Origin of the sequence: Thalassospira lucentensis, assembly GCF_032921865.1 — a bacterium.
GTDB lineage: Bacteria > Pseudomonadota > Alphaproteobacteria > Rhodospirillales > Thalassospiraceae > Thalassospira > Thalassospira lucentensis_A.
Genome location: NZ_CP136684.1, coordinates 101,608 through 121,980 on the forward strand (window position 1 = coordinate 101,608; position 20,373 = coordinate 121,980).

The following is a 20,373-nucleotide window of genomic DNA, read 5'->3' on the forward strand; positions in this document are numbered from 1 at the left end:
CGCTGGGATATCCCGGCGCTTATTTCACAAGTCTGTTTTCGCGCATGAAACCGACAAGCTTGTCATGCTGCGCAGGCGTCAGTGGCCAGGCTGATGGCGGACGCGTCGGACCGCAATCATTGCCCAGAAGCTGCAACGCGGATTTAACTCCGGTCACATTGGTACCATTCATTTCCTCGGCCCGGACATCTTCAAATGCCCGCATTTCCGAAATCAGTTTGCGGGCGGTTTCGTAATCGCCGCCTTCAAGGGCCGCATGGATCGCCATCGAACGTTCCGGCCACACATTGATCAGACCCGACGTAAAGCCACGCGCGCCCACCGCATAGAAAGTCGGCGCCCACACTTCGGCCAAACCACCAACCCATACGATATCGGGATCGCAGGCTGAAATCGCCTCGGCCAGCTTCATCGGATTTGGCGTCGCCCATTTGACACCGGCAACACCTTCAACAGCGCATAGATCGGCAATCGCCTTGGTGCCAATCGTATCGTTGCGAAGATACAGCATCATCGGCAAACCATCCGATGCATCGGCAATGCGTTTAAGATAGTCGACAACACCACGCGGCGCGACAAAGGGATCTGGTGGCTGATGGATCATAAGCGCTTCGGCACCGGCCTCTGCCGATGCCTTTGCCAGTGCAACCGCATCACGAATGCCGCGACCAACCCCGGCCAGCATCGGCGCACGACCGTCAAGCATTTCGGCAACCGATCTGGTCATGGTAATGGCCTCGTCCGTGGTCAGGGCATAAAATTCGCCGGTATTGCCGTTTACGACCGGGAAATGAACCCCCGCAGTCAGCGCACGGTCAATAATCGGCGAAAGCTTTTTCGGCGCAACATCGCCATTTTCATCATAAGGCGTCACAAGAATGCCGGAAATACCGGACAGCACGCCACGCAAATCGGCTTTGGAAAGTGCCATTGGTCAAAGTCCCTGAATTCTGTTGGCGATGGCGCGATGGGCGCACCACCTGTCTGTCATCAGTCGATCATCACCGGATCAGAAGATATCCGGCTCGCCCGCGGTTTTGCCGAAATCGGGCGATAGGAAGTCGAAATCGCAACCTTCGTTTGCCTGGGTGACGTGCTTGCCAAACATCCAGCCATAACCGCGCTGATAGCGATCCTCGGGCTTTTGCCATGCCGCACGACGACGTTCGAGTTCGCCTTCATCCACCAGCATGTCCAGACGACGGTTATCAAGATCAAGATTGACGATATCGCCCGTTTTCAAAAGTGCCAGCGGCCCACCGATATAGCTTTCAGGTGCAACATGAAGCACACAGGCCCCATAAGACGTGCCCGACATACGGGCATCCGAAATACGCAGCATGTCACGATGCCCCTGCTTGATCAGCGCCTTGGGAATTGGCAGCATCCCCCACTCGGGGAAACCTGGCCCGCCAAGCGGCCCGGCATTGCGCAGAACCATCACATGGTCGGGCGTGATATCAAGATTTTCATCATCAACCGCTTTTTTCATTTCCGGATAGCTGTCAAACACCAAGGCAGGACCCTGATGATTGCGGAACCGTTCATCACAGGCAGCCGGTTTGATCACCGCCCCGTCCGGGCACAGATTGCCACGCAGAACCGCAAGTGATCCTTCGTGATAGACCGGGTTGGACAGCGGACGAATGACATCGTCATTATAGACAGTCGCACCCTCAAGCGTTTCGCCGAGAGTCTTGCCGGTAACGGTCGTAACGCTTGTATCAAGCTTGTCGCCAAGCTCCGCCATAAGCGCGCGCAAACCACCAGCATAGAAGAAATCTTCCATCAGGTAATCGCCCTTGCCTGACGGGCGGATATTGGCAATCAGCGGCGTGGTGCGGCCAAGTGCGTCAAGGTCATCAAGATCAAGCTTGATGCTGGCCCGGCGCGCCATCGCCAGAAGATGCACCACCGCATTGGTCGAACAGCCGGTTGCCATGGCAACAACAGCAGAGTTACGAACCGATGCCGGGGTAACGATTTTTTCGGGCGTCAGATCTTCCCAGACCATATCAACGATGCGGCGGCCACACTGGGTCGACATGCGGATATGACCGGCATCCGGTGCCGGGATCGACGATGCGCCGGGAAGGCAAAGCCCCATGGCTTCGGCAATCGCGGTCATGGTCGATGCGGTGCCCATGGTCATGCAGTGACCATAGGAACGTGCAATGCCGCCTTCGACACCCACCCATTCCTCGTCACTGATGTTACCCGCACGGCGTTCATCCCAGTATTTCCAGGCATCCGACCCGGAACCAAGGATTTTACCGGCATAGTTGCCGCGCAGCATCGGCCCGGCCGGAAGATAGATCATCGGCACACCGGCTGAAATCGCCCCCATGACAAGACCCGGCGTCGTTTTATCGCAACCGCCCATTAGAACCACACCATCCAGCGGGTGGGAGCGGATCATTTCTTCCGTTTCCATCGCCAGCAGGTTGCGATACAGCATCGAGGTCGGCTTGGTGAAAGATTCATCAACCGAAATCGCCGGAAGTTCGACCGGGAAACCACCCGCCTGATGCACGCCCTTTTTGACATCACCGGAACGTTCACGGAAATGCGCGTGACACGGGTTAAGTTCCGACCAGGTATTCAGAATTCCGATGACCGGACGACCGGTCCAGTCTTCCGGATCAAGGCCCATCTGCATCAGGCGCGAACGATGCCCGAACGAACGCAAGTCGTCGGGCGCAAACCAGCGCGCGCTTCTGAGATCTTCGGCAGATTTTTTTTGCTTTTCGGACATGGCGTTCCTCCCGTGTATCCACCCTGTCGGTTGACTATGCACATGCAGAACCGACAGGACAATGCGATTTCGTTTATGATTCAATGTATGCGCATACACAATACCGTTGTCAAGTTATCTTACATGTATTTTACCAGATGAAGCTTAGAGAAAAAGACCAAAGATTCCGGGATTGACAGAAGTTAAATCGACTTGTATGAAATTATGTATGCGCTTTCATATCTCCTGAAAATTTACAGGTGACAATAACAAGAACAAGCAAAGTGCTGCCCTCGGGAACCACCCCGACCGGGCTGTTACGGGCAAGGAGCCCACGATCAGGAACGTGTCATTCGGGAGGAAACAATGACCGGACTTTTCAAAACCCTAGCAACCGCAGCCGGTTTGGCTGCCATGGTTGCAACACCGATTCTCGCCAGCGCATCGGAACTGCCAGGCAATGTCCGCATGGTAATCGGTTCCAAATCGACCGGTGGCGACACCTATCAGAACAGCGCGATCATCGCCGAAGCGCTCTCCAAAAAACTCGATATCAATGTCAAGGTTGATGCGGTCGGCGCCAGCGAAGCTTTCAAGGCGCTGGAACGTGACAGTCGCGGCACCACGATCATGATTTTCCATGATCAATCCTATCTTGCGCATCTGTATGGCGTTCGCGGTTACGACGACATCTTTGAAAACTTCAAGGTCGGCCCGACCGTCGCAATCAACCCGGGCAATGCGTATCTCGTTGCTAAAAATTCGCCGCTGCAATCCATGGAAGACGTGATTGCCGCTGCCGCCGCCGGACAGCGTGTCCGCGTTGCCATTCAGGCCGGTGGTGTTTCGGAAATCGGTTTCTCGGCACTTAAGAACGCCGTGAAAATCCAGCATCCGGGTGCCGAGGAAAACATCGTTCCGGTCAATACCGGTTCCCAGGCCGATAAAAACCAGCTGCTGTTTGATGGTCAGGCTGACGTGATCAATGGCTCGGTCCAGGCCAACGAACAGTTCACCCAGCTTCCGGAAGACGACCAGAAAGCCATGCGCTTCATCTGGCTAACCGCCCGCGAAGAAACCATCGCACAGGCAAACCCGGAAGGCATGGGAGACACGACGCGTGACGAACTTCTTGCATTCACCACCCCGAATGTCAGCGTCACAATGGACGGCGAAAAGGATTTCACCTTCGACAAGGAATTCTTCCTGCTGTTCAACAAGGACATGGATCCGGAACAGATTGCCACGATCGACAAGGCTCTGACCGAAATCTTTGCTGCGGGCGAGATTCAGGAAACCCAAAAGGCATCCTTCTTTATCCCGAACTTCAAACCGTCGGCAGAAGCCACGGAATATCTGAAGGCAAAGCGTGAAGATTACCGTCACATCATCGACGCAATCGCCACGAACTAAGACCATCATCCGGCCCGGACATTGTTTCGGGCCGGTTTCGCCTGCCCTGCCCGGCCAGAAACACCGAACCTAATCGGAATTTCGCATTTTGCCGCAGCTGTCCCAACATGGATGGAAAGACAGGCGAAATAAGGAGGCGTCCCATGTCCCAAGACTCCCTGCTTGGTGTGTCGATCAATTTCGATACATCACACACCGTTTTCCCGACCATCATTGCCGTCATCCTAGGCATCCTTTTTGTTGCCATCCTTGTGACGCGCGGCAAGACCATGCTGGTCGCGGTTGGCAATGGCCCTTGGTGGCCTGTTGGCATAGACCATATGCGGTTTTTCGGAACGATTGCCGGAACCGTCGTCTATTTTCTGGCGATGCCTGCGGTTGGTGATCTGTTTCCCAATACCGGCCTTGGATTTTACCTGTGCTCGATCCCGTATCTGTTTGGCATGAGCGTGCTGTATCTGCATGAACGTGGGCGCAAACAGCTTTTGATCGCGGGACTGAATGCGATCATCGCGCCGAGCCTTGTCTGGTACATCCTGTCCGAACTTTTCAATATCTCGCTGCCATAGGTCCTGAACCAAGGCGCGGATTGACCCAAGAGATTTATCATGGATCTTCTTTCCATCCTGACACCGCTGTTCTTTACGCTTGTTGCCGTTGGCACGGTGATCGGCATCATCTTTGGCGCGATCCCCGGCATGACAGCGACCATGGCGGTTGCAGTCTGTTTGCCGCTGACCTATTCACTTGGGCTTGAAAACGGCCTGGCACTTTTGCTTGGCCTTTATGTCGGGGGAATTTCCGGCGGGCTTGTCCCGGCGATCCTGCTCAATATCCCTGGTACACCTTCATCGATCACGACTACGCTTGACGGTTATCCGATGACGATGGCCGGCGAAGGTGAAAATGCGCTCAAGATCGGCATCATCTCGTCGGTCATTGGCGGCCTGATCAGCCTCGCCGCACTTTATTTGTTTGCGCCGGCATTGGCTGATTTCGCGATCAAGTTTTCCTATATCGAAAAATTCCTGATCATCTTCTTCGCCCTTACCGTCATGGCAGCACTGAGCAGCAGCCTTCTGGTCGGCATCTTCAGCGGCGTTCTGGGCATTTTCATCAGCCTGATCGGGGCCTATGACATTTCGCGTGGCGGCAACGGTGAATTGCGTCTCGTCCCGGAATTTCTTGAATATTACCTTGAAAGCGGCTTTTCACTTTTGCCGGTTCTGATCGGCCTGTTCGGTCTGGCAACCATCCTGATCGAAGCCGAAAACGGCATGCCCGAAGGACAGGGACTTTCGGGTGTGAAAATCGCCAAGGGCAAACCGTTCAGATTGTCGGTTTTCAAGGGCCAAATCGTCAACCTGATCCGGTCTTCGGGGATTGGTACGTTTGTCGGTATTCTGCCCGGTGTCGGCGGCAGTGCGGCTTCGATCCTGGCATACAGTCAGGAAAAGAACTTTTCACGCCATCCCGAACGTTTTGGCAAGGGTGAACCGGCCGGTGTGATTGCATCGGAAAGCGCCAATAACGGCCTGACCGGCGGGGCACTGGTGCCGTTGCTGTCACTTGGTATTCCGGGCGATTCAACCACCGCCATCCTGATCGGGGCCTTCACCCTGCAGGGCATTCAGGTCGGCCCGCTGTTTATCGGCAACAATCCGGTGACGTGGGATGCAATGATCATCGCCATGCTGGCGGCCAACCTTGTCATGTTCCTCGTAATGATCTTTGCCATCCGCCATATCGCCAAGGTGGTATCGGTTCCGAAAAACATCCTGTTTCCAATCATCCTGATGATGTGCGTGGTAGGGGCCTATACGATCAATTACGGGGTGATGTTCGATGTCTGGACGCTACTGATCTTTGGGCTGTTTGGTTATCTGGCACACAAGATCAGCCTTGAAATCGCACCCTTTATCATCGGCTTCATTCTTGGTCCGTCAGCAGAAATCTATTTCGTCAAAAGCCTTGAGTCTTTTGGCACATTGTCGATCTTCTTTACCAAAAGCTGGATCGCGGTTCTGCTTTGGGTACTGATTGCCCTGTCGATCGGCTTTTCGATCATGGTATCGCGCAAAACCAAAAAAATGCGCTAACCACCAGCACAGCCGTCTGTCGCCTGTGGTGACGGACGGCTGGCTTGCCCCCGATGAATGCCTTATGTAATGTTTGAATTCGGGGCTCACCCGATCCGATATCCGGAATGATCCGTAACGGATTGACCTGTCACGAGAAACCGATTTGCTTAATATACCGAAACATAATGACGTCCTGAAAAATGGCGATCTGAAATCCGGCACGGTCACCATGGAAACTGTGGGACGGCTGGCCGGTGTTTCGCAGGTGACGGTTTCACGTGCCCTGAATGATCCCAAAAAGGTCTCGGCAAACACGCTTAAACGCATTCAGGATGCGATTGAGCTGACCGGCTATGTTCCCAACATGGTGGCCGGTGCCCTGGCATCGAAACGCAGTCAGTTGATCGCGGCCCTTGTGCCATCGATTACCAATGTCATCTATTCCGACCTGATGCAGAATTTCATCGATGTCATTCGCGGGTCGGGCTACCACGTTCTTATGGCCGAAACCGGCTTTTCACAGGAAGAAGAACAGGCTGTTCTAACAACGATGCTCAGCCGCCGCCCCGATGGTATTCTTCTGACCGGTATCCACCATTCAGCAGGCTGCAAACGCATGTTGCTGGGGGCTGGCATCCCGGTCATCGAAGTGTGGGATACAACGGAATCCCCGATTGATGTCTGTATCGGCTTTTCCCATATCCGGGCTGGCGAAGAGATGGCGCAATTCGCGTTTGAACGCGGCTATCGCAATGCCATCGCTGTATCGGCGGGCGATGAACGCGCCCTCCGCCGCAAGGACGCATTCTGCACCCGTTTCGGAAAACTGACCGGCACAACACCGGGTGCTGTCTGTTTTGAAAGCGGTGCAACCATCGAACGTGGCCGCAACGGACTGGCACGCGCAATTGACGGTGGTTTTCGTAATGGTCTGGTGATGTGCAGTTCGGATCTTCTGGCGCATGGGGTTCTGATCGAGGCACAGTCACGCGGCATATCCGTCCCCGGCGATATTGCCGTAATGGGCTTTGGCAATCAGGATTTTTCGGCCTTCACCCTTCCGGCCCTGACCACGGTCGATATCGATCGCAAACATCTGGGCGCACAGGCCGCCAACGCCCTTGTCGCCCGGATCGGCAATCAGGAATTACCAAGCAGAAGCATTGATGTCGGTTTCCAGATCATTCCGCGCGCCTCGGCCTGATCCCGTCTAACTGATCCGGCGCACCGATCGGGTTCAGGCAAAACGCCGGAACAACCCACGCCGTTCGCGGCAAATCATCGTCAATCCTGCCTGCCGCGCCAGATTGACCGCGGTTAATGTTGGCCCCGAAAGGGTTACAAGCCCGCCCACCCCGCATTGCACGGTTTTGGTGACGATTTCATAAGAACAGCGGCTGGTCATCAGGATAAACCCACCCGTTTTATCAAGGCCTTCACGGGCCACTGCCCCCAAAACCTTGTCCAGTGCATTATGCCGTCCGATATCCTCGCGAACGATGCGAATGACACCGGTCGCATCAACAAAGGCACTGGCATGCAAAAGCCCACCACCTTCGCGGTTGCGTGTCTGATGATCGGGAAGAGCATCAATCGCGCACAAAACAACATCCTGCGACATATTACCCGGCACGACGGTGCCGATCTTGTCCATCGCAACCGCATCAAGCGATTGCACTCCGCAGAGCCCGCATCCTGAACGCCCTTCAAGGGTGCGTTGACGGACTTCAAGCCGGTCAAGGATGTCTTCATCCAGATCGGCCTCAATCACATATCCCTGCAGGGTTTTGCGCACATCGCGCAAACTTATCTGCCCGACATGATCCGCAATGCCTTCGGACAGGGCAAAACCGATCATGAAATCTTCAAGATCGTGGGGTGATACCATCATCACGGCATGAGATTTACCGTTGAATGTCAGGGCAGCCGGAATTTCTGGCTGCAGAATAATCGGCGCATCATCACCGCCATCGCCGCGCACAACGGCACGCGCCGGGTCATGGTCACGACCATCAATGATGCGGTTTGCTGATGTCATTTCTGCTGTCACGCTGGTTGCTTGACCTTGCGGATCGATGGTGCGGCTTCGATCACCAGCGGGTGAAAGCCCTCATGACCGCTTTCAATCATGTCAAAAAGCTGCTTGCGCATCCGTGGTTCCCAGAAATCGCTGATATGCCCTGCCACACCAGCCACGCCTTCGGCATGGGGTTTGGATTTGAAAAAAGTCGCGATCTGATTGGCCATATAGACGAGTTTGTCAGGTGCCATTGGCGTTTAAACTCCCGCCAGAATTCTTGATTTACGGACGAAAACGCCCGGTTTCATGATGATATCCTATCATGAAGCCGGGCAATGTTTCGCACCTATTCGGCCGCATCAACACGCGGAAGTATCCGGCGCGCCTGTTCGGCCTGCTTGTCATATTCCACCTGCCATTCGGTCGGCCCGTTGCTGGGCGTAACCTGAACGGCGGTAACCTTGTATTCCGGGCAGTTGGTTGCCCAGTCGGTATAATCGGTGGTGATCACGTTGGCCTGCGTGCCCGGATGGTGGAAGGTCGTATAAACCACACCGGGGGCAACACGGTCCGTGATCGTCGCACGCAGCGACGTTTCACCCGACCGCGATGCCAGACGGATCCAGTCCCCTTCGCGAATGCCCCGCTGTTCGGCATCATGGGGATGGATTTCAAGCAGGTCTTCCTTATGCCATGCGCTGTTGGCCGTCCGGCGGGTCTGTGCCCCGACATTGTATTGCGAAAGAATACGCCCCGTCGTCAGCAACAGCGGGAAGCGCGGCCCGGTACGTTCATCGGTTGCGACATATTCGGTCACAACAAACTTGCCCTTGCCGCGTACGAAGCCGTCAATATGCATGACCGGAGTGCCCAACGGGGCCTTCTCGTTACACGGCCACTGTATAGAACCCTCGCGTTCCAGAAGGTCATAACTGACCCCGGCGAAGCTTGGTGTGGTGCGTGCGATTTCATCCATCACCTGCGACGGATGGGTATAGTTCCAATCAAGTCCCATCGCACGGGCAAGGTTCTGCGTGACTTCCCAGTCGGCAAAGCCGTTTTTCGGGCTCATCACCTTGCGCACACGGTTAATGCGGCGTTCGGCGTTGGTAAATGTCCCGTCCTTTTCAAGGAAGGTCGAACCGGGCAGGAAGACATGCGCATGGTTCGCCGTTTCATTCAGGAACAGGTCATGGACCACAACGCATTCCATCGCGGCAAGACCGGCGGCAACATGTTTGGTATCCGGGTCCGACTGCAGGATGTCTTCACCCTGAATATAGATACCCTTGAATGTGCCTTCGACGGCAGCATCAAGCATGTTCGGAATGCGAAGACCCGGTTCGTCATCCAGTTTGACGCCCCAGATTTTTTCAAACACATCACGCGTCGCATCATCGGCAATATGACGATAGCCCGGCAGTTCGTGCGGGAACGATCCCATATCGCACGAACCCTGCACATTATTCTGCCCGCGAAGCGGGTTAACCCCCACGCCCGGACGCCCGATATTGCCCGTCGCCATCGCAAGGTTGGCAATCGCCATCACGGTGGTCGACCCCTGGCTGTGCTCGGTCACGCCAAGTCCGTAATAAATAGCGCCATTGCCGCCTCGGGCAAAAATACGCGCTGCCTTCCGAAGGGTTTCTGCTGGAACACCGGACTGGCGTTCGACTTCTTCCGGGCTGTTTTGCGGATCGGATACAAACGCTGCCCAATCCTGGAACTCGTCCCAATCGCACCGTTCGCGAATGAACGCCTCGTCAAACAGGCCTTCGGTCACGATCACATGTGCAAGCGATGTCAGAACCGCAACATTGGTGCCCGGACGCAATGCCAGATGAGCTGCGGCCTTGATATGCGGCGTGCGCACCAGATCAATACGACGCGGGTCGATCACGATCAGCTCCGCCCCCTGACGCAACCGCTTTTTGAGGCGCGATGCAAAAACAGGGTGCCCGTCCGTCGGGTTGGCCCCGATCAGGATCACGACATCTGTGTGCTCGACACTGTCAAAATCCTGCGTCCCGGCCGATGTCCCGAATGTGGTCTTAAGGCCATAACCGGTGGGCGAATGACAGACACGTGCACAGGTATCAACGTTGTTATTGCCAAACCCGGCACGGATCAGCTTCTGCACAAGGAAGGTTTCCTCGTTCGTGCAGCGCGATGACGTGATCCCGCCAATCGCGGCCTTGCCGTATTTTTCCTGAATGGAACGGAATTTATCGGCGGTGTAACGAAGGGCTTCTTCCCAACTGACTTCGCGCCACGGATCGGATGTGTTTTCCCGGATCATCGGGTTGAGGATACGGTCCTTGTGGCTGGCATAGCCATAGGCAAACCGTCCCTTGACGCATGAATGCCCGCGATTGGCCTTGCCATCCTTGTACGGCACCATGCGCACCAGTTCATCACCACGCATTTCCGCCTTGAACGAACAGCCAACCCCGCAATAGGCACATGTGGTCACGACCGAATGTTCCGGCTGACCGATTTCGATTACCGATTTTTCCTGAAGCGTCGCCGTCGGGCAGGCCTGAACACAGGCACCGCACGACACGCATTCTGAATCCAGGAAGTTTTCATGCATGCCCGGCGACACCCGGCTTTCAAACCCGCGTCCCTCAATCGTCAGGGCAAAGGTTCCCTGCACTTCCTCGCACGCCCGCACGCAACGTGAACAGACGATACATTTCGACGGGTCATAGGTGAAATACGGGTTGCTCTCGTCTTTGGCCATGTAGCGCGGGTTTTCCTCGCCATTCTGGCGGGTCTTGACGTGGTTGCCCCCATCATAACCATAACGGACATCGCGCAAGCCAACCGCACCGGCCATGTCCTGCAATTCGCAATCGCCATTCGCCGCACAGGTCAGGCAATCCAGCGGGTGATCGGAAATATAAAGTTCCATAACACCTTTGCGGATTTTCTTGAGCCGTTCGGTCTGGGTATGGACCACCATGCCATCCGCCACCGGGGTCGTGCAGGATGACGGGGTGCCGTTGCGACCTTCGATTTCGACCAGACACAGGCGGCACGAACCAAACGCATCGACCATGTCAGTCGCGCACAGTTTCGGTACCTGAATGCCCGCCTCCATCGAGGCCCGCATGATCGACGTGCCTTCGGGCACGGTCACATCAAATCCGTCAACATTGATCGTCACGGTCTTTTCGGATTTGGCGGCGGGGGTTCCGTAGTCGACTTCTTTTACCAAGGACATCGTTCTCACTCCGCGGCTATATCAAGCGCATGGGGCTTGAAATCATCAGGGAAATGGGTCAGTGCGCTCATCACCGGATAGGGGGTAAACCCGCCCAGCGCGCATAGCGACCCGAACTTCATCGTTTCACACAGATCGGTCAGAAGTTCCTTCTGCATTTCGGGATCTTCACCGCGTGCGATCTTGTCGACAACTTCGGTGCCACGTGTTGACCCGATGCGGCATGGTGTGCATTTGCCACATGATTCAATCGCACAGAATTCCATGGCAAAACGGGCCTGTTTCATCATGTCGACACTGTCGTCAAACACGACGACACCGGCATGACCGATCAGACCATCCGCCTTGGCGAATGCCTCGTAATCAAATGGTGTGTCAAATAGTTCGCGCGGGAAATACGCGCCCAGCGGACCACCGACCTGAACCGCCTTGACCGGGCGGCCGCTTGCCGTGCCACCGCCGATCTGATCAACGATTTCACCAAGTGTCAGGCCAAACGCCGTTTCATAAAGGCCGCCATGTTTGACATTGCCCGCGATCTGGATCGGAATGGTCCCGCGCGACCGGCCCATGCCGAAATCACGGTAATATTCCGCACCCTTTTCAAGGATCACCGGCACCGAGCACAACGAGATAACGTTGTTAACAACCGTCGGCCGCCCCATAAAGCCCTCAAGGGCCGGAAGGGGTGGCTTGGCGCGGACAACGCCCCGCTTGCCTTCCATACTGTTCAAAAGCGAGGTTTCCTCGCCACACACATAGGCACCCGCCCCCATGCGGACTTCCATGTCGAACGCGTAATCCGATCCCAGAACCTTGGGCCCCAGCAGTTTGTTTGCTCGTGCGACTTCTATCGCTTCGTTCATGATGCGGATCGCATCGGGATATTCTGACCGGGTATAGACATATCCCTTGGTCGCCCCGGTCGCGAGACCGGCAATGATCATCCCTTCGATCAGGACAAACGGCTCGCCCTCCATGATCATGCGATCAGCAAACGTGCCGCTGTCGCCTTCGTCGGCGTTACAGACGATGTATTTCTGATCACCGGGCGCCTGACGCACGGTATTCCATTTGATACCCGTCGGGAAACCGGCACCACCGCGACCGCGAAGGCCTGAATCCGTAACCGCCTTGACGATATCCTCGGACGTCATCCCAAGGGCATTTTCAAGCCCCTTGAGCCCGTCATTGGCACGGTAATCGTCAAGCGACACCGGATCGATGATCCCGCACCGCTGGAAGGTCAGGCGCGTCTGCGCCTTCAGGAACGGGATATCCTGCGTGTGGCCAAGGAAACGTTTATGATCGCCACCGTTCAGGAAACCGGCATCAAACAGGCTGTCCACATCCTCGACCGCGACCGGACCATAAGCCAGACGCCCGCGCGATGCTTCGACCTCGACCATCGGCTCCAGCCAGTACATGCCAAACGAACCGTTACGCACGATCTGGACATCTTCACCGCGTTTGATCGCTTCGGCGGCAATGGCCTTTGCCACGTCATCCGCACCAAGGGCAACCGAACCGGAATCAAGCGGGATGTAAATCTTGACTGTCATGATCCCACCTCGCTCAGGATGCGATCAAGACGATCCTTGTTTACCCGGCCGACAACCTTGCCATCAACCATGGCCGCCGGTGCACAGGCACAAAGCCCAAGGCAGAAGACCGGCTCCAGCGTCACATTCTTGTCGCTGGTCGTTTCCGACCAGTCGACTTTCAGTTTGCGCCGCGCATGGTCACCGACATCATCGGCCCCCATCGCCTGACAGGCTTCAGCACGGCAGATTTTGATCACATGTTTGCCCGGCTTTTCTTCCCGGAAGTCATGATAGAAACTGGCAACCCCGTGGACTTCTGCCCGGCTAAGGTTCAGTTTTTTGGCAATGGTCTGAAGCGCGCCTTCGGGAATAAAGCCGAATTCTTCCTGCACCTCATGCAGGATCGGCAAAAGCGGGCCTTCAAGTCCGGACAGCCCATCACAGATGGTGCCGACGCGGATGGATATTTCCTCGGTCGTCTCGGTTAAAGACATGCAAGCCTCTCTCACTTAGCAGTCTATTGAATTATTTGTTATTCCAGCCAGTGTCGGTGATTGCCGCCGCCGGTTCAATAAAGGCATCCCGTTACGCGATAGCGAAAACCTATCAAGCCGCTATCAGGCCAGTTCAAGTTCCGAAATCTGTTTGGCCTCTTTCAGCAATGCGGACACAACCGGTGTCGCCGGCTCGCGCTTCGCCGCAATCATGCCCACAAGATGCGATGCATCGGGATCGACAATCGGGATCGATTTGACCCGATCACGCATGCTGAATTCCTTGACCATCTTGACCGGCATAATGCTGGCCCAGTTCCCCGTATGAACGTGGGTAAACAGGGCAATCATCGAATCACTTTCAAGTGTCGGGCTGACGCGCGCGCCTGCCTCGGTCAGGTGCTGATTGATAATCCGCCGGTTCTGCATATCGGGTGTCAGCAAACATAACGGAAACTCTGCCGCCTCCCGCCAAGTGATGCTTTCGCGGTCCCCGATATCATCGAAATTCGACGTCACAAGGTGATAGCGTTCATAATAAAGCGGGATCGATGTCACCCGGCCAAGCGGTTCATTATCCAGATAGGTAATGCCGACATCGATTTGAAGGTTATCAAGCAATGCCTGTATTTCAGTCGATGTCCGCGACAATACCGCAAAAGTCACATCCGGATGCTTTTCGCGAAACGGGGTCGTCAATTCATGCACCATCGAAAGTGCGGTCGGAATAACTGCGATCTGCACCTGTCCGGTCAAACCGAACCGCATGGCGCGCATTTCATCGCGCATCGACCGCGAACTGCCGACAATATGGCGCGCCCATTCCAGAACCCGTTCACCTTCGGGCGTTAACCCCTGATACCGTGAGCCGCGCCGCACAAGCACCACCCCCAAATGATCTTCAAGCTGGCGCAGGGCACTGGAAAGGGTTGGCTGTGTCACGCCGCATTCCTCGGCGGCGTGACCAAAATGCTGCTCGCGGGCAAGCACCATAAACATTTCGAGTTTGTCGATCATGGCGTATCCGGCGCCTTTCGGAGTTACCCCCATATGGTGGCGCACTTTATGTGATTGGTGGACACCATTTACGGGGCGGATGTCCTGATCGCAGGATAACCCGAAAGGCCATAAAAACCGAGGGGTTAATCCTGCAACAGGACCGGACATGACATTGATGCACTTTCATGTCCAGACGGGTCTGGGGACAGACAGACATACCCGAACCCTTTGGCGCCGGTCGGGGTCAAGCCGACCGGCTCCGGGGTTTGGTACTACGCTTCAGACGTTGCCTCGCGGCCTGACGGTGTCGGCTTTGCAGGCTCGGCCGTGGTTTCCATGTAATGCTTGTCATGGATCGGCTTGACCAGTGCGTTGGCAATCAGGCCAATCACCAGCAGGGCCGCCATGGCATACATGGTGGTGTTATAAAGGCTCGGCGTCGGATCAACCGTCCCGGCAGGGGCGATTTCCATCAGACGGCCAATGGTAACGGTTTTGGCAGCAATCAGCTGATCAAGCTGATCCATACCGGCACCGAACTTTGCCTGAAACGCTGCCGGATCAATCTTGGCCGCCAGTTCCTTGACCGAGTTCCCGACCGAGGTCTGACGCAACTGGGTGATGGCAACCGGCCCCAGCACGCCTGCAACACTCCATGCGGTCAGAAGACGGCCATGGATGCCACCGACATATTTGGTACCGAAAACATCAGCAAGATAGGCCGGAATGGTCGCAAAACCACCGCCATACATGGTGAAGATGATCATGGTTGCGCCATAGAACATCACAAGCCACGTCACGACCGGGTTCACACTGACCTGTCCCGCAGCATACGGGATCGACAGATAAAGGATGATGCCAAGAATGAAGAAGCAGTAATAGGTGTTCTTCCGCCCGATATAGTCCGAGGTCGATGCCCAGAAGAAGCGGCCGCACATGTTAAAGACCGAAATCATGAAGACATAGGTCGCAGCAAAACCGGAATTGACAATCAGCGGCAGCGTGCTGCCAAAGATTTCCGTCATCATGGTTTTGGCAACACCAATCACCCCGATACCCGCCGTCACGTTAAAGCACAGAACGATCCACAGCATGTAGAATTGCGGGGTTTTAAGTGCCTGATCGATATGGACGTTTTTCTGGGTGATCATCCGCTTGGAGGCTTCTTCGCCCGTTGGCGGTGTCCAGCCTGCCGGCAGCCAGCCTTCACGCGGGACACGATACGAGAATGCCGCAATGATCATGACAATGAAATAAGCCACACCAAGCGTGATGAAGGTTGCCGATGCACCAGTATTACCGGTCCCCGCAACATAAACACCTTCCTCGATCGGAACCGGCGCCGATGCCACCTGGGCTGCACCTGCAATCACGACTTCGACCATCTGGCCACCGACTTCGGCCATGCGTTTGCCGCCTTCGGTCACCAGGTTAACAGCACTTTCCGGGCCAAGATATTCCGGCACCTTGTAGAAGAATGAAAGCAAACCTTCCTTGATCGGTGTCGCGATCATCGCCCCGCCGCCAAAGCCCATGATGGCCATACCGGTTGCCATACCGCGCCGGTCCGGGAACCAGCGGATCAGCGTTGAAACCGGCGATACATAGCCAAGACCAAGACCGGCCCCGCCAATCACACCGTAACCAAGATAAACCAGCCAAAGCTGATGGCTGGCAATGCCAAGACCACCAATGATGAAGCCCCCGCCCCAGCAGCAGGCAGCAACAACGCCAACCATACGCGGGCCGACTTCTTCAAGCCACTTGCCACCGAATGCCGCCGCAAGACCAAGGCAGACAATCGCAACCGAGAAAATCCAGACGACAGATTGCAGCCCCCAATCACCGGAACTTGCGGCAACAACACCGAATTCCTTGACCAAAGGCGGGTTGAAAATCGACCAGGCATAGACCGAGCCGATGCAAAGATGGATGGCAATGGATGCTGGCGGGACTTTCCAGCGGTTGAAATCGTCCCCTGCAACGATATGTTCTTTTTTAAGGCGATCAAACATTTGTGTTTTTCCTCCCGGTATTATGTTCATCCGGTGGCCCCATCCCCCCAATTTCGGATGAATGCTGCATGGCCATATCGGTAAGACCCGGAAAACACAGCGTCGCAATTGCTATGCCATTCAGTCTGTTGCCTGATTTTCTGGAAGTTTTGGAAAGACAATCATAATATTGCGGCGCACGCGCATGGACAAAATGTCCAACAAATTTTTACCGTGCAATGCACCATCCGGACAAAATGTCCAATCCCTGACGGGATAATCAGTCCGCCTCGGGCAACCAGATGGTGAATAACGTGCCTTTGCCTGGTTCGCTTTCAACCGTCATAGTCCCGCCCTGTCGGTCAATCAGAGTTTTACTGATCGACAACCCCAACCCCGTACCTTCACGGCGCTTGGTCGTGTAGAACGGATCGAAAATACGGCCCAGTATTTCGGGCGACATGCCCGTACCCGTATCGCGGATCGAAATGCGAATGCCGGGTTTTCCTTTCTGGTCAAAATCCTCGTCAATCAGGGTTAACGTACCACTGTCGGGCATCGCATGCAGCGCATTGACCATCAGATTGACCAGCACCTGCTGCAATTCCGTCCGGTTCATCAGGATAAGCCGCGTGGCCAGACTTTCACGTGATACCTCTATATCGGCCTTGTTCAACAAGTGCTGCACCAGTGGCAGGCAATCACCAATCACCTCGCCCGGTGAATGGCGCTCGACAAACCCGGCATATTCTTCGGGTTTGGCAAATTGAAGAAGCTTGGTGACAATCAGATTGATGCGGCTGACCTGTTCATCAATCAAACGGAATTCCGTTTCCGCCAGCCGCACATTTTCACCCAGCAGATCCCGCACCACATCAAGGTTCCCCTGAAGCACAGCGACCGGATTGTTGATCTCATGCGCGACGCCAGCCGTGATTTCGCCAATTGCCGCCAGTTTTTCGGACATGATCAATTGCTTGGTCGTGGCTTCAAGCTGGCGGTTGGCTTCGCGAAGTTCGCTGGTACGCGCATCGACACGCGCATTCAGTTCCTCGTTCCAGGCGCGCAAACGTTTGTCACGTTCCTGCACCTGATCAAGCAAATCATCAAGATGTTCCGCCACCAGCGATATTTCATCCTGCACCTGATCGATATTGGTCCGAGCGCCAAAGTCGCCGCTTTCTACCCGGGCAATCGTCTGGGTCATGCGTTCAAGCGGCTTGAAAATGCCGCGCGCCCAACGCAGAAAGATCGGAACGCTCAGCGTCGCGACGAACAGAAACGCCGCAATGATAATCAGCAGGCTTTCATATTTCGTCTGGGCAAACGGCGCTTCAAGGAACCCGACATACAGCATCCCGACCCGCTTGCCAAAACTGTCGGTAATCGGCTCATAGGCTGAAATATACCAGTCATTGACGACAAATGCGCTATCGAGCCACACCTTGCCGTCTTCCAGAACATTCTGGCGCACCGCCGCCGATACCCGTGTGCCAAGCGCGCGCCGCCCTTCAAACAGCCGCACATTGGTGCTGATCCGCACATCGTCGAGAAACAGGGTCGCCGTGCCCTGGCTGCCTTCAGGAAGACTGCCTTTGCGGTAAACCAGATCATTGATCGTATCGATAAAGACAAGGTTCTGGTTCAACAATATGCCGCCAACCAGTGCGCCGTCTATCCCCTCTGCGCCCTCCATCGGCAGGGATACATGGCTTGCCGAATGCACCACCATGCCGCGCGTTTCCGCATCGCGCGTGGTGGGCACCGCGTTGGGTGTCGGCACCAGATCAAGCCTTGCACGCGCCGCCAGACCGGGCGAAATCGCCGCCAGATCGGCATTCTCGAATATATCTACCCCGGTCAAGGACGCCCCCGAAAGGGCGGTTGAAATCACCGGCCAGTCTGCATCAAGCCGCGGGTTGGCCTGCCTCGGTGCCGCCCCTGAAACAAGCCCCTGCCGATTGGCGATATACAGGAAATCAAGGCCAAGCTCGGCCTGCTTTGTGGCCAACAGATCATCAATCCGCGCCCGATCCCCCGATGCCAGCACATCACGAAACGTCACTGACTGGCCAAGCGCCTCAATCTGCTCGCCGGTGGTTTCCAGAATATGGGTAAAATATTGATGGGCAATCGTCAGGTCACCATTGACCTTCGATGTCAAAAGCGCGTCAAACTTGCTGTTCCAGCGCACCATCATCACGCCAAGAAGCAATGGCAAAATGACCAGTGTCGGCAATAACGCAATCGCCAGCAGTTTGAATCGCACGGACCGGGTGCGTTTGGTACGGCGGCTCCGCCACGGCATCAATCGGCCCAATCGGCAAATTTGCGGTCAATCGTCTTGCGCGAAATGCCCAGACGCCGCGCGGCTTCATTGCGATTGCCGCCGGTCTTGTGCACCATCGCCATGATGTGACGCCGTTCCATTTCCTCCAGCGTCTCGTCCTGATCGGTATGGCCATCCATCCCAGCCTGCTCGTCGCGGAATTCTGCCGGGAACCGCCCAAGGATCAGGGTGCGTTCCACAAGGTTGCGCAATTCGCGCACATTGCCAGGCCAGTCATATCGCGTCAATCCGGCACGCACCGCCCCATCCATCGCGACTTGCGGCACCCCAAGCTGCTTGGACAGCTTGCTCATAAAGAGGCTGGCGAGTTCAAGCACGTCATCCCCGCGCTCGCGCAGGGGCGGCATCGCGATATGCATGACATTGATCCGGTAAAACAGATCGGCACGGAAACGGCCCGCTTCGACCTCTGCCTCAAGATCGGCATTGGTGGCAAAAACAAACCGCAGATCGACCGGTGCCTCGCGCTCCGATCCCACGGGGCGGATACGGCGGCTTTCAATCGCGCGCAAAAGCTTGCTTTGCGTCGCCAGCGACAATTCCCCGACCTCGTCGAGAAACAGGGTACCACCCTGCGCATGCATGAAAAGCCCGTCGCGCGTGGTTTGCGCCCCGGTGAAGGCCCCTTTCAGGTGCCCGAACAATTCGGCCTCTATCATCTCGGACGGAATGGCGGCACAATTGATCGGCACGAACGGCTTTTCGGCCCGGTCAGATAACGCATGTAATGACCGAGCGGTAACCTCCTTGCCCGTGCCGCTTTCGCCAGAAATCAGGATTGATGTCGGAAGGGGGGCCACCCGTGCAATGGTTTCGCGGATTTCCTGGATTTGCGCAGAATAGCCAATCAGCTTGTCGCGCAACAGAACGTGATCGGATGTTGCGCGCAATTCATGGCGCAAAACATGGTTTTCACGCCGCAACCGCATCCGGTCAAGGCAGCGCGCCACCGCATTCAAAATCTGGTTGGATCGAAACGGTTTAAGGACAAAATCAACCGCACCAGCCCGCAATGCCTTGATCGCGGTATCCAGATCGGCATAGGCAGTCATCAGGATGGCATCGGAAAAAAAGCCGATCTCGCGCTGCTCGGTCAACCACTCAACCCCGGACTTGCCCGGCATGATGTTATCAAGGATCACGACGTCGAAATGATGCTGATCCAGAAGCTTGGTCGCTTCTTCGCAATCGGCGGCTTCTTCCACCCGCTTGGCGCGCGGCCCCAATGTACGGACAAGGAAATTGCGCATGCCCGGTTCGTCATCGACGATCAGGATCGATGCCTTTTCCAGCCACGGCCCGAATTCCGGCCCCGGCTTGCCATCCGGTTGCGATGCAGGTGATGGTGCAACCAGATCCGGCGCCCCCATTGCAATCGATCTCATTGATATTCCTCCGCCAATCATCCCGGTCATTTTGTTTTTATTTTTTCGAAGATTAGATCAGCAGAAGATGAAAAGCAAAATATGTGATTGCGGCAAATATCCCTGCTCATACGCTCGGTTGTAATCGACGGCC

Annotated in this window: 15 protein-coding genes; 4 read left to right on the forward strand and 11 right to left on the reverse strand. The window is 55.6% G+C overall.

The window, feature by feature from the left end; genetic code table 11:
• Positions 1 to 19: 19 nt before the first annotated feature.
• Together R1T41_RS01310 and araD are read right to left on the reverse strand one after the other, a co-directional pair.
• Positions 20 to 931 (reverse strand): dihydrodipicolinate synthase family protein, encoded by a 912-nt coding sequence (locus tag R1T41_RS01310; RefSeq protein ID WP_317339401.1) that lies wholly within the window; start codon positions 929 to 931, stop codon positions 20 to 22.
• Positions 932 to 1,009: 78 nt separating this feature from the next.
• Positions 1,010 to 2,755 (reverse strand): L-arabinonate dehydratase, encoded by a 1,746-nt coding sequence (araD, locus tag R1T41_RS01315; protein ID WP_317339402.1) that lies wholly within the window; start codon positions 2,753 to 2,755, stop codon positions 1,010 to 1,012.
• Positions 2,756 to 3,100: 345 nt separating this feature from the next.
• Between araD and R1T41_RS01320 the strand changes: the two genes are divergently transcribed.
• From R1T41_RS01320 to R1T41_RS01335, 4 genes are all read left to right on the forward strand, one after another.
• Complete coding sequence (locus R1T41_RS01320) at positions 3,101 to 4,147, forward strand: hypothetical protein (protein ID WP_062953575.1); 1,047 nt, start codon at positions 3,101 to 3,103, stop codon at positions 4,145 to 4,147.
• Positions 4,148 to 4,290: 143 nt separating this feature from the next.
• Positions 4,291 to 4,716: a tripartite tricarboxylate transporter TctB family protein gene (locus tag R1T41_RS01325; RefSeq protein WP_317339406.1), complete on the forward strand. Its 426-nt coding sequence runs from the start codon at positions 4,291 to 4,293 to the stop codon at positions 4,714 to 4,716.
• Positions 4,717 to 4,755: 39 nt separating this feature from the next.
• A complete protein-coding gene (locus R1T41_RS01330; protein ID WP_317339408.1) occupies positions 4,756 to 6,246 on the forward strand; it encodes a tripartite tricarboxylate transporter permease in 1,491 nt (496 codons plus the stop codon).
• A gap of 145 nt (positions 6,247 to 6,391) precedes the next feature.
• Positions 6,392 to 7,432, forward strand: coding sequence for a LacI family DNA-binding transcriptional regulator (locus R1T41_RS01335; protein WP_317339410.1), 1,041 nt, complete (start codon positions 6,392 to 6,394; stop codon positions 7,430 to 7,432).
• 33 nt (positions 7,433 to 7,465) lie between these two features.
• Here R1T41_RS01335 and fdhD read toward each other — a convergent pair whose 3' ends face one another.
• From fdhD to R1T41_RS01380, 9 genes are all read right to left on the reverse strand, one after another.
• Positions 7,466 to 8,266 (reverse strand): formate dehydrogenase accessory sulfurtransferase FdhD, encoded by an 801-nt coding sequence (gene fdhD, locus R1T41_RS01340; RefSeq protein ID WP_317339412.1) that lies wholly within the window; start codon positions 8,264 to 8,266, stop codon positions 7,466 to 7,468.
• A gap of 8 nt (positions 8,267 to 8,274) precedes the next feature.
• Complete coding sequence (locus R1T41_RS01345; protein ID WP_062953571.1) at positions 8,275 to 8,499, reverse strand: formate dehydrogenase subunit delta; 225 nt, start codon at positions 8,497 to 8,499, stop codon at positions 8,275 to 8,277.
• 95 nt (positions 8,500 to 8,594) lie between these two features.
• The gene (gene fdhF / locus R1T41_RS01350; protein ID WP_297208039.1) at positions 8,595 to 11,474 is read right to left on the reverse strand and encodes a formate dehydrogenase subunit alpha; all 2,880 of its coding nucleotides are present in this window, start codon (positions 11,472 to 11,474) and stop codon (positions 8,595 to 8,597) included.
• Positions 11,475 to 11,479: 5 nt separating this feature from the next.
• Complete coding sequence (locus R1T41_RS01355; protein WP_317339417.1) at positions 11,480 to 13,036, reverse strand: NADH-quinone oxidoreductase subunit NuoF; 1,557 nt, start codon at positions 13,034 to 13,036, stop codon at positions 11,480 to 11,482.
• Complete coding sequence (locus tag R1T41_RS01360) at positions 13,033 to 13,512, reverse strand: formate dehydrogenase subunit gamma (protein WP_114109948.1); 480 nt, start codon at positions 13,510 to 13,512, stop codon at positions 13,033 to 13,035. Before R1T41_RS01360 ends, R1T41_RS01355 begins: the two co-directional genes overlap by 4 nt.
• A 123-nt stretch (positions 13,513 to 13,635) precedes the next feature.
• Entirely contained in the window at positions 13,636 to 14,529 is an 894-nt protein-coding gene (locus R1T41_RS01365) for a LysR family transcriptional regulator (RefSeq protein ID WP_062953567.1), read from the reverse strand.
• Between the two features lie 254 nt (positions 14,530 to 14,783).
• Positions 14,784 to 16,526 carry an OFA family MFS transporter gene (locus R1T41_RS01370; RefSeq protein ID WP_209222694.1) on the reverse strand — a complete coding sequence of 581 codons (1,743 nt, stop codon included), beginning with the start codon at positions 16,524 to 16,526 and terminating at the stop codon, positions 14,784 to 14,786.
• Positions 16,527 to 16,785: 259 nt separating this feature from the next.
• Complete coding sequence (locus R1T41_RS01375; protein WP_317339422.1) at positions 16,786 to 18,813, reverse strand: cache domain-containing protein; 2,028 nt, start codon at positions 18,811 to 18,813, stop codon at positions 16,786 to 16,788.
• A complete protein-coding gene (locus R1T41_RS01380; RefSeq protein ID WP_317339424.1) occupies positions 18,813 to 20,240 on the reverse strand; it encodes a sigma-54 dependent transcriptional regulator in 1,428 nt (475 codons plus the stop codon). The genes R1T41_RS01375 and R1T41_RS01380 overlap by 1 nt, the downstream gene beginning before the upstream one ends.
• Positions 20,241 to 20,373 lie beyond the last annotated feature (133 nt).

Coding starts and splice junctions, on each gene's coding strand:
- R1T41_RS01310 (WP_317339401.1), bottom strand. CDS start 931: ATGGCACTTTCCAAAGCCGATTTGCGTGGCGTGCTGTCCGGTATTTCC.
- araD (WP_317339402.1), bottom strand. CDS start 2,755: ATGTCCGAAAAGCAAAAAAAATCTGCCGAAGATCTCAGAAGCGCGCGC.
- R1T41_RS01320 (WP_062953575.1), top strand. CDS start 3,101: ATGACCGGACTTTTCAAAACCCTAGCAACCGCAGCCGGTTTGGCTGCC.
- R1T41_RS01325 (WP_317339406.1), top strand. CDS start 4,291: ATGTCCCAAGACTCCCTGCTTGGTGTGTCGATCAATTTCGATACATCA.
- R1T41_RS01330 (WP_317339408.1), top strand. CDS start 4,756: ATGGATCTTCTTTCCATCCTGACACCGCTGTTCTTTACGCTTGTTGCC.
- fdhD (WP_317339412.1), bottom strand. CDS start 8,266: ATGACATCAGCAAACCGCATCATTGATGGTCGTGACCATGACCCGGCG.
- R1T41_RS01345 (WP_062953571.1), bottom strand. CDS start 8,499: ATGGCACCTGACAAACTCGTCTATATGGCCAATCAGATCGCGACTTTT.
- fdhF (WP_297208039.1), bottom strand. CDS start 11,474: ATGTCCTTGGTAAAAGAAGTCGACTACGGAACCCCCGCCGCCAAATCC.
- R1T41_RS01355 (WP_317339417.1), bottom strand. CDS start 13,036: ATGACAGTCAAGATTTACATCCCGCTTGATTCCGGTTCGGTTGCCCTT.
- R1T41_RS01360 (WP_114109948.1), bottom strand. CDS start 13,512: ATGTCTTTAACCGAGACGACCGAGGAAATATCCATCCGCGTCGGCACC.
- R1T41_RS01365 (WP_062953567.1), bottom strand. CDS start 14,529: ATGATCGACAAACTCGAAATGTTTATGGTGCTTGCCCGCGAGCAGCAT.
- R1T41_RS01370 (WP_209222694.1), bottom strand. CDS start 16,526: ATGTTTGATCGCCTTAAAAAAGAACATATCGTTGCAGGGGACGATTTC.
- R1T41_RS01375 (WP_317339422.1), bottom strand. CDS start 18,813: ATGCCGTGGCGGAGCCGCCGTACCAAACGCACCCGGTCCGTGCGATTC.
- R1T41_RS01380 (WP_317339424.1), bottom strand. CDS start 20,240: ATGAGATCGATTGCAATGGGGGCGCCGGATCTGGTTGCACCATCACCT.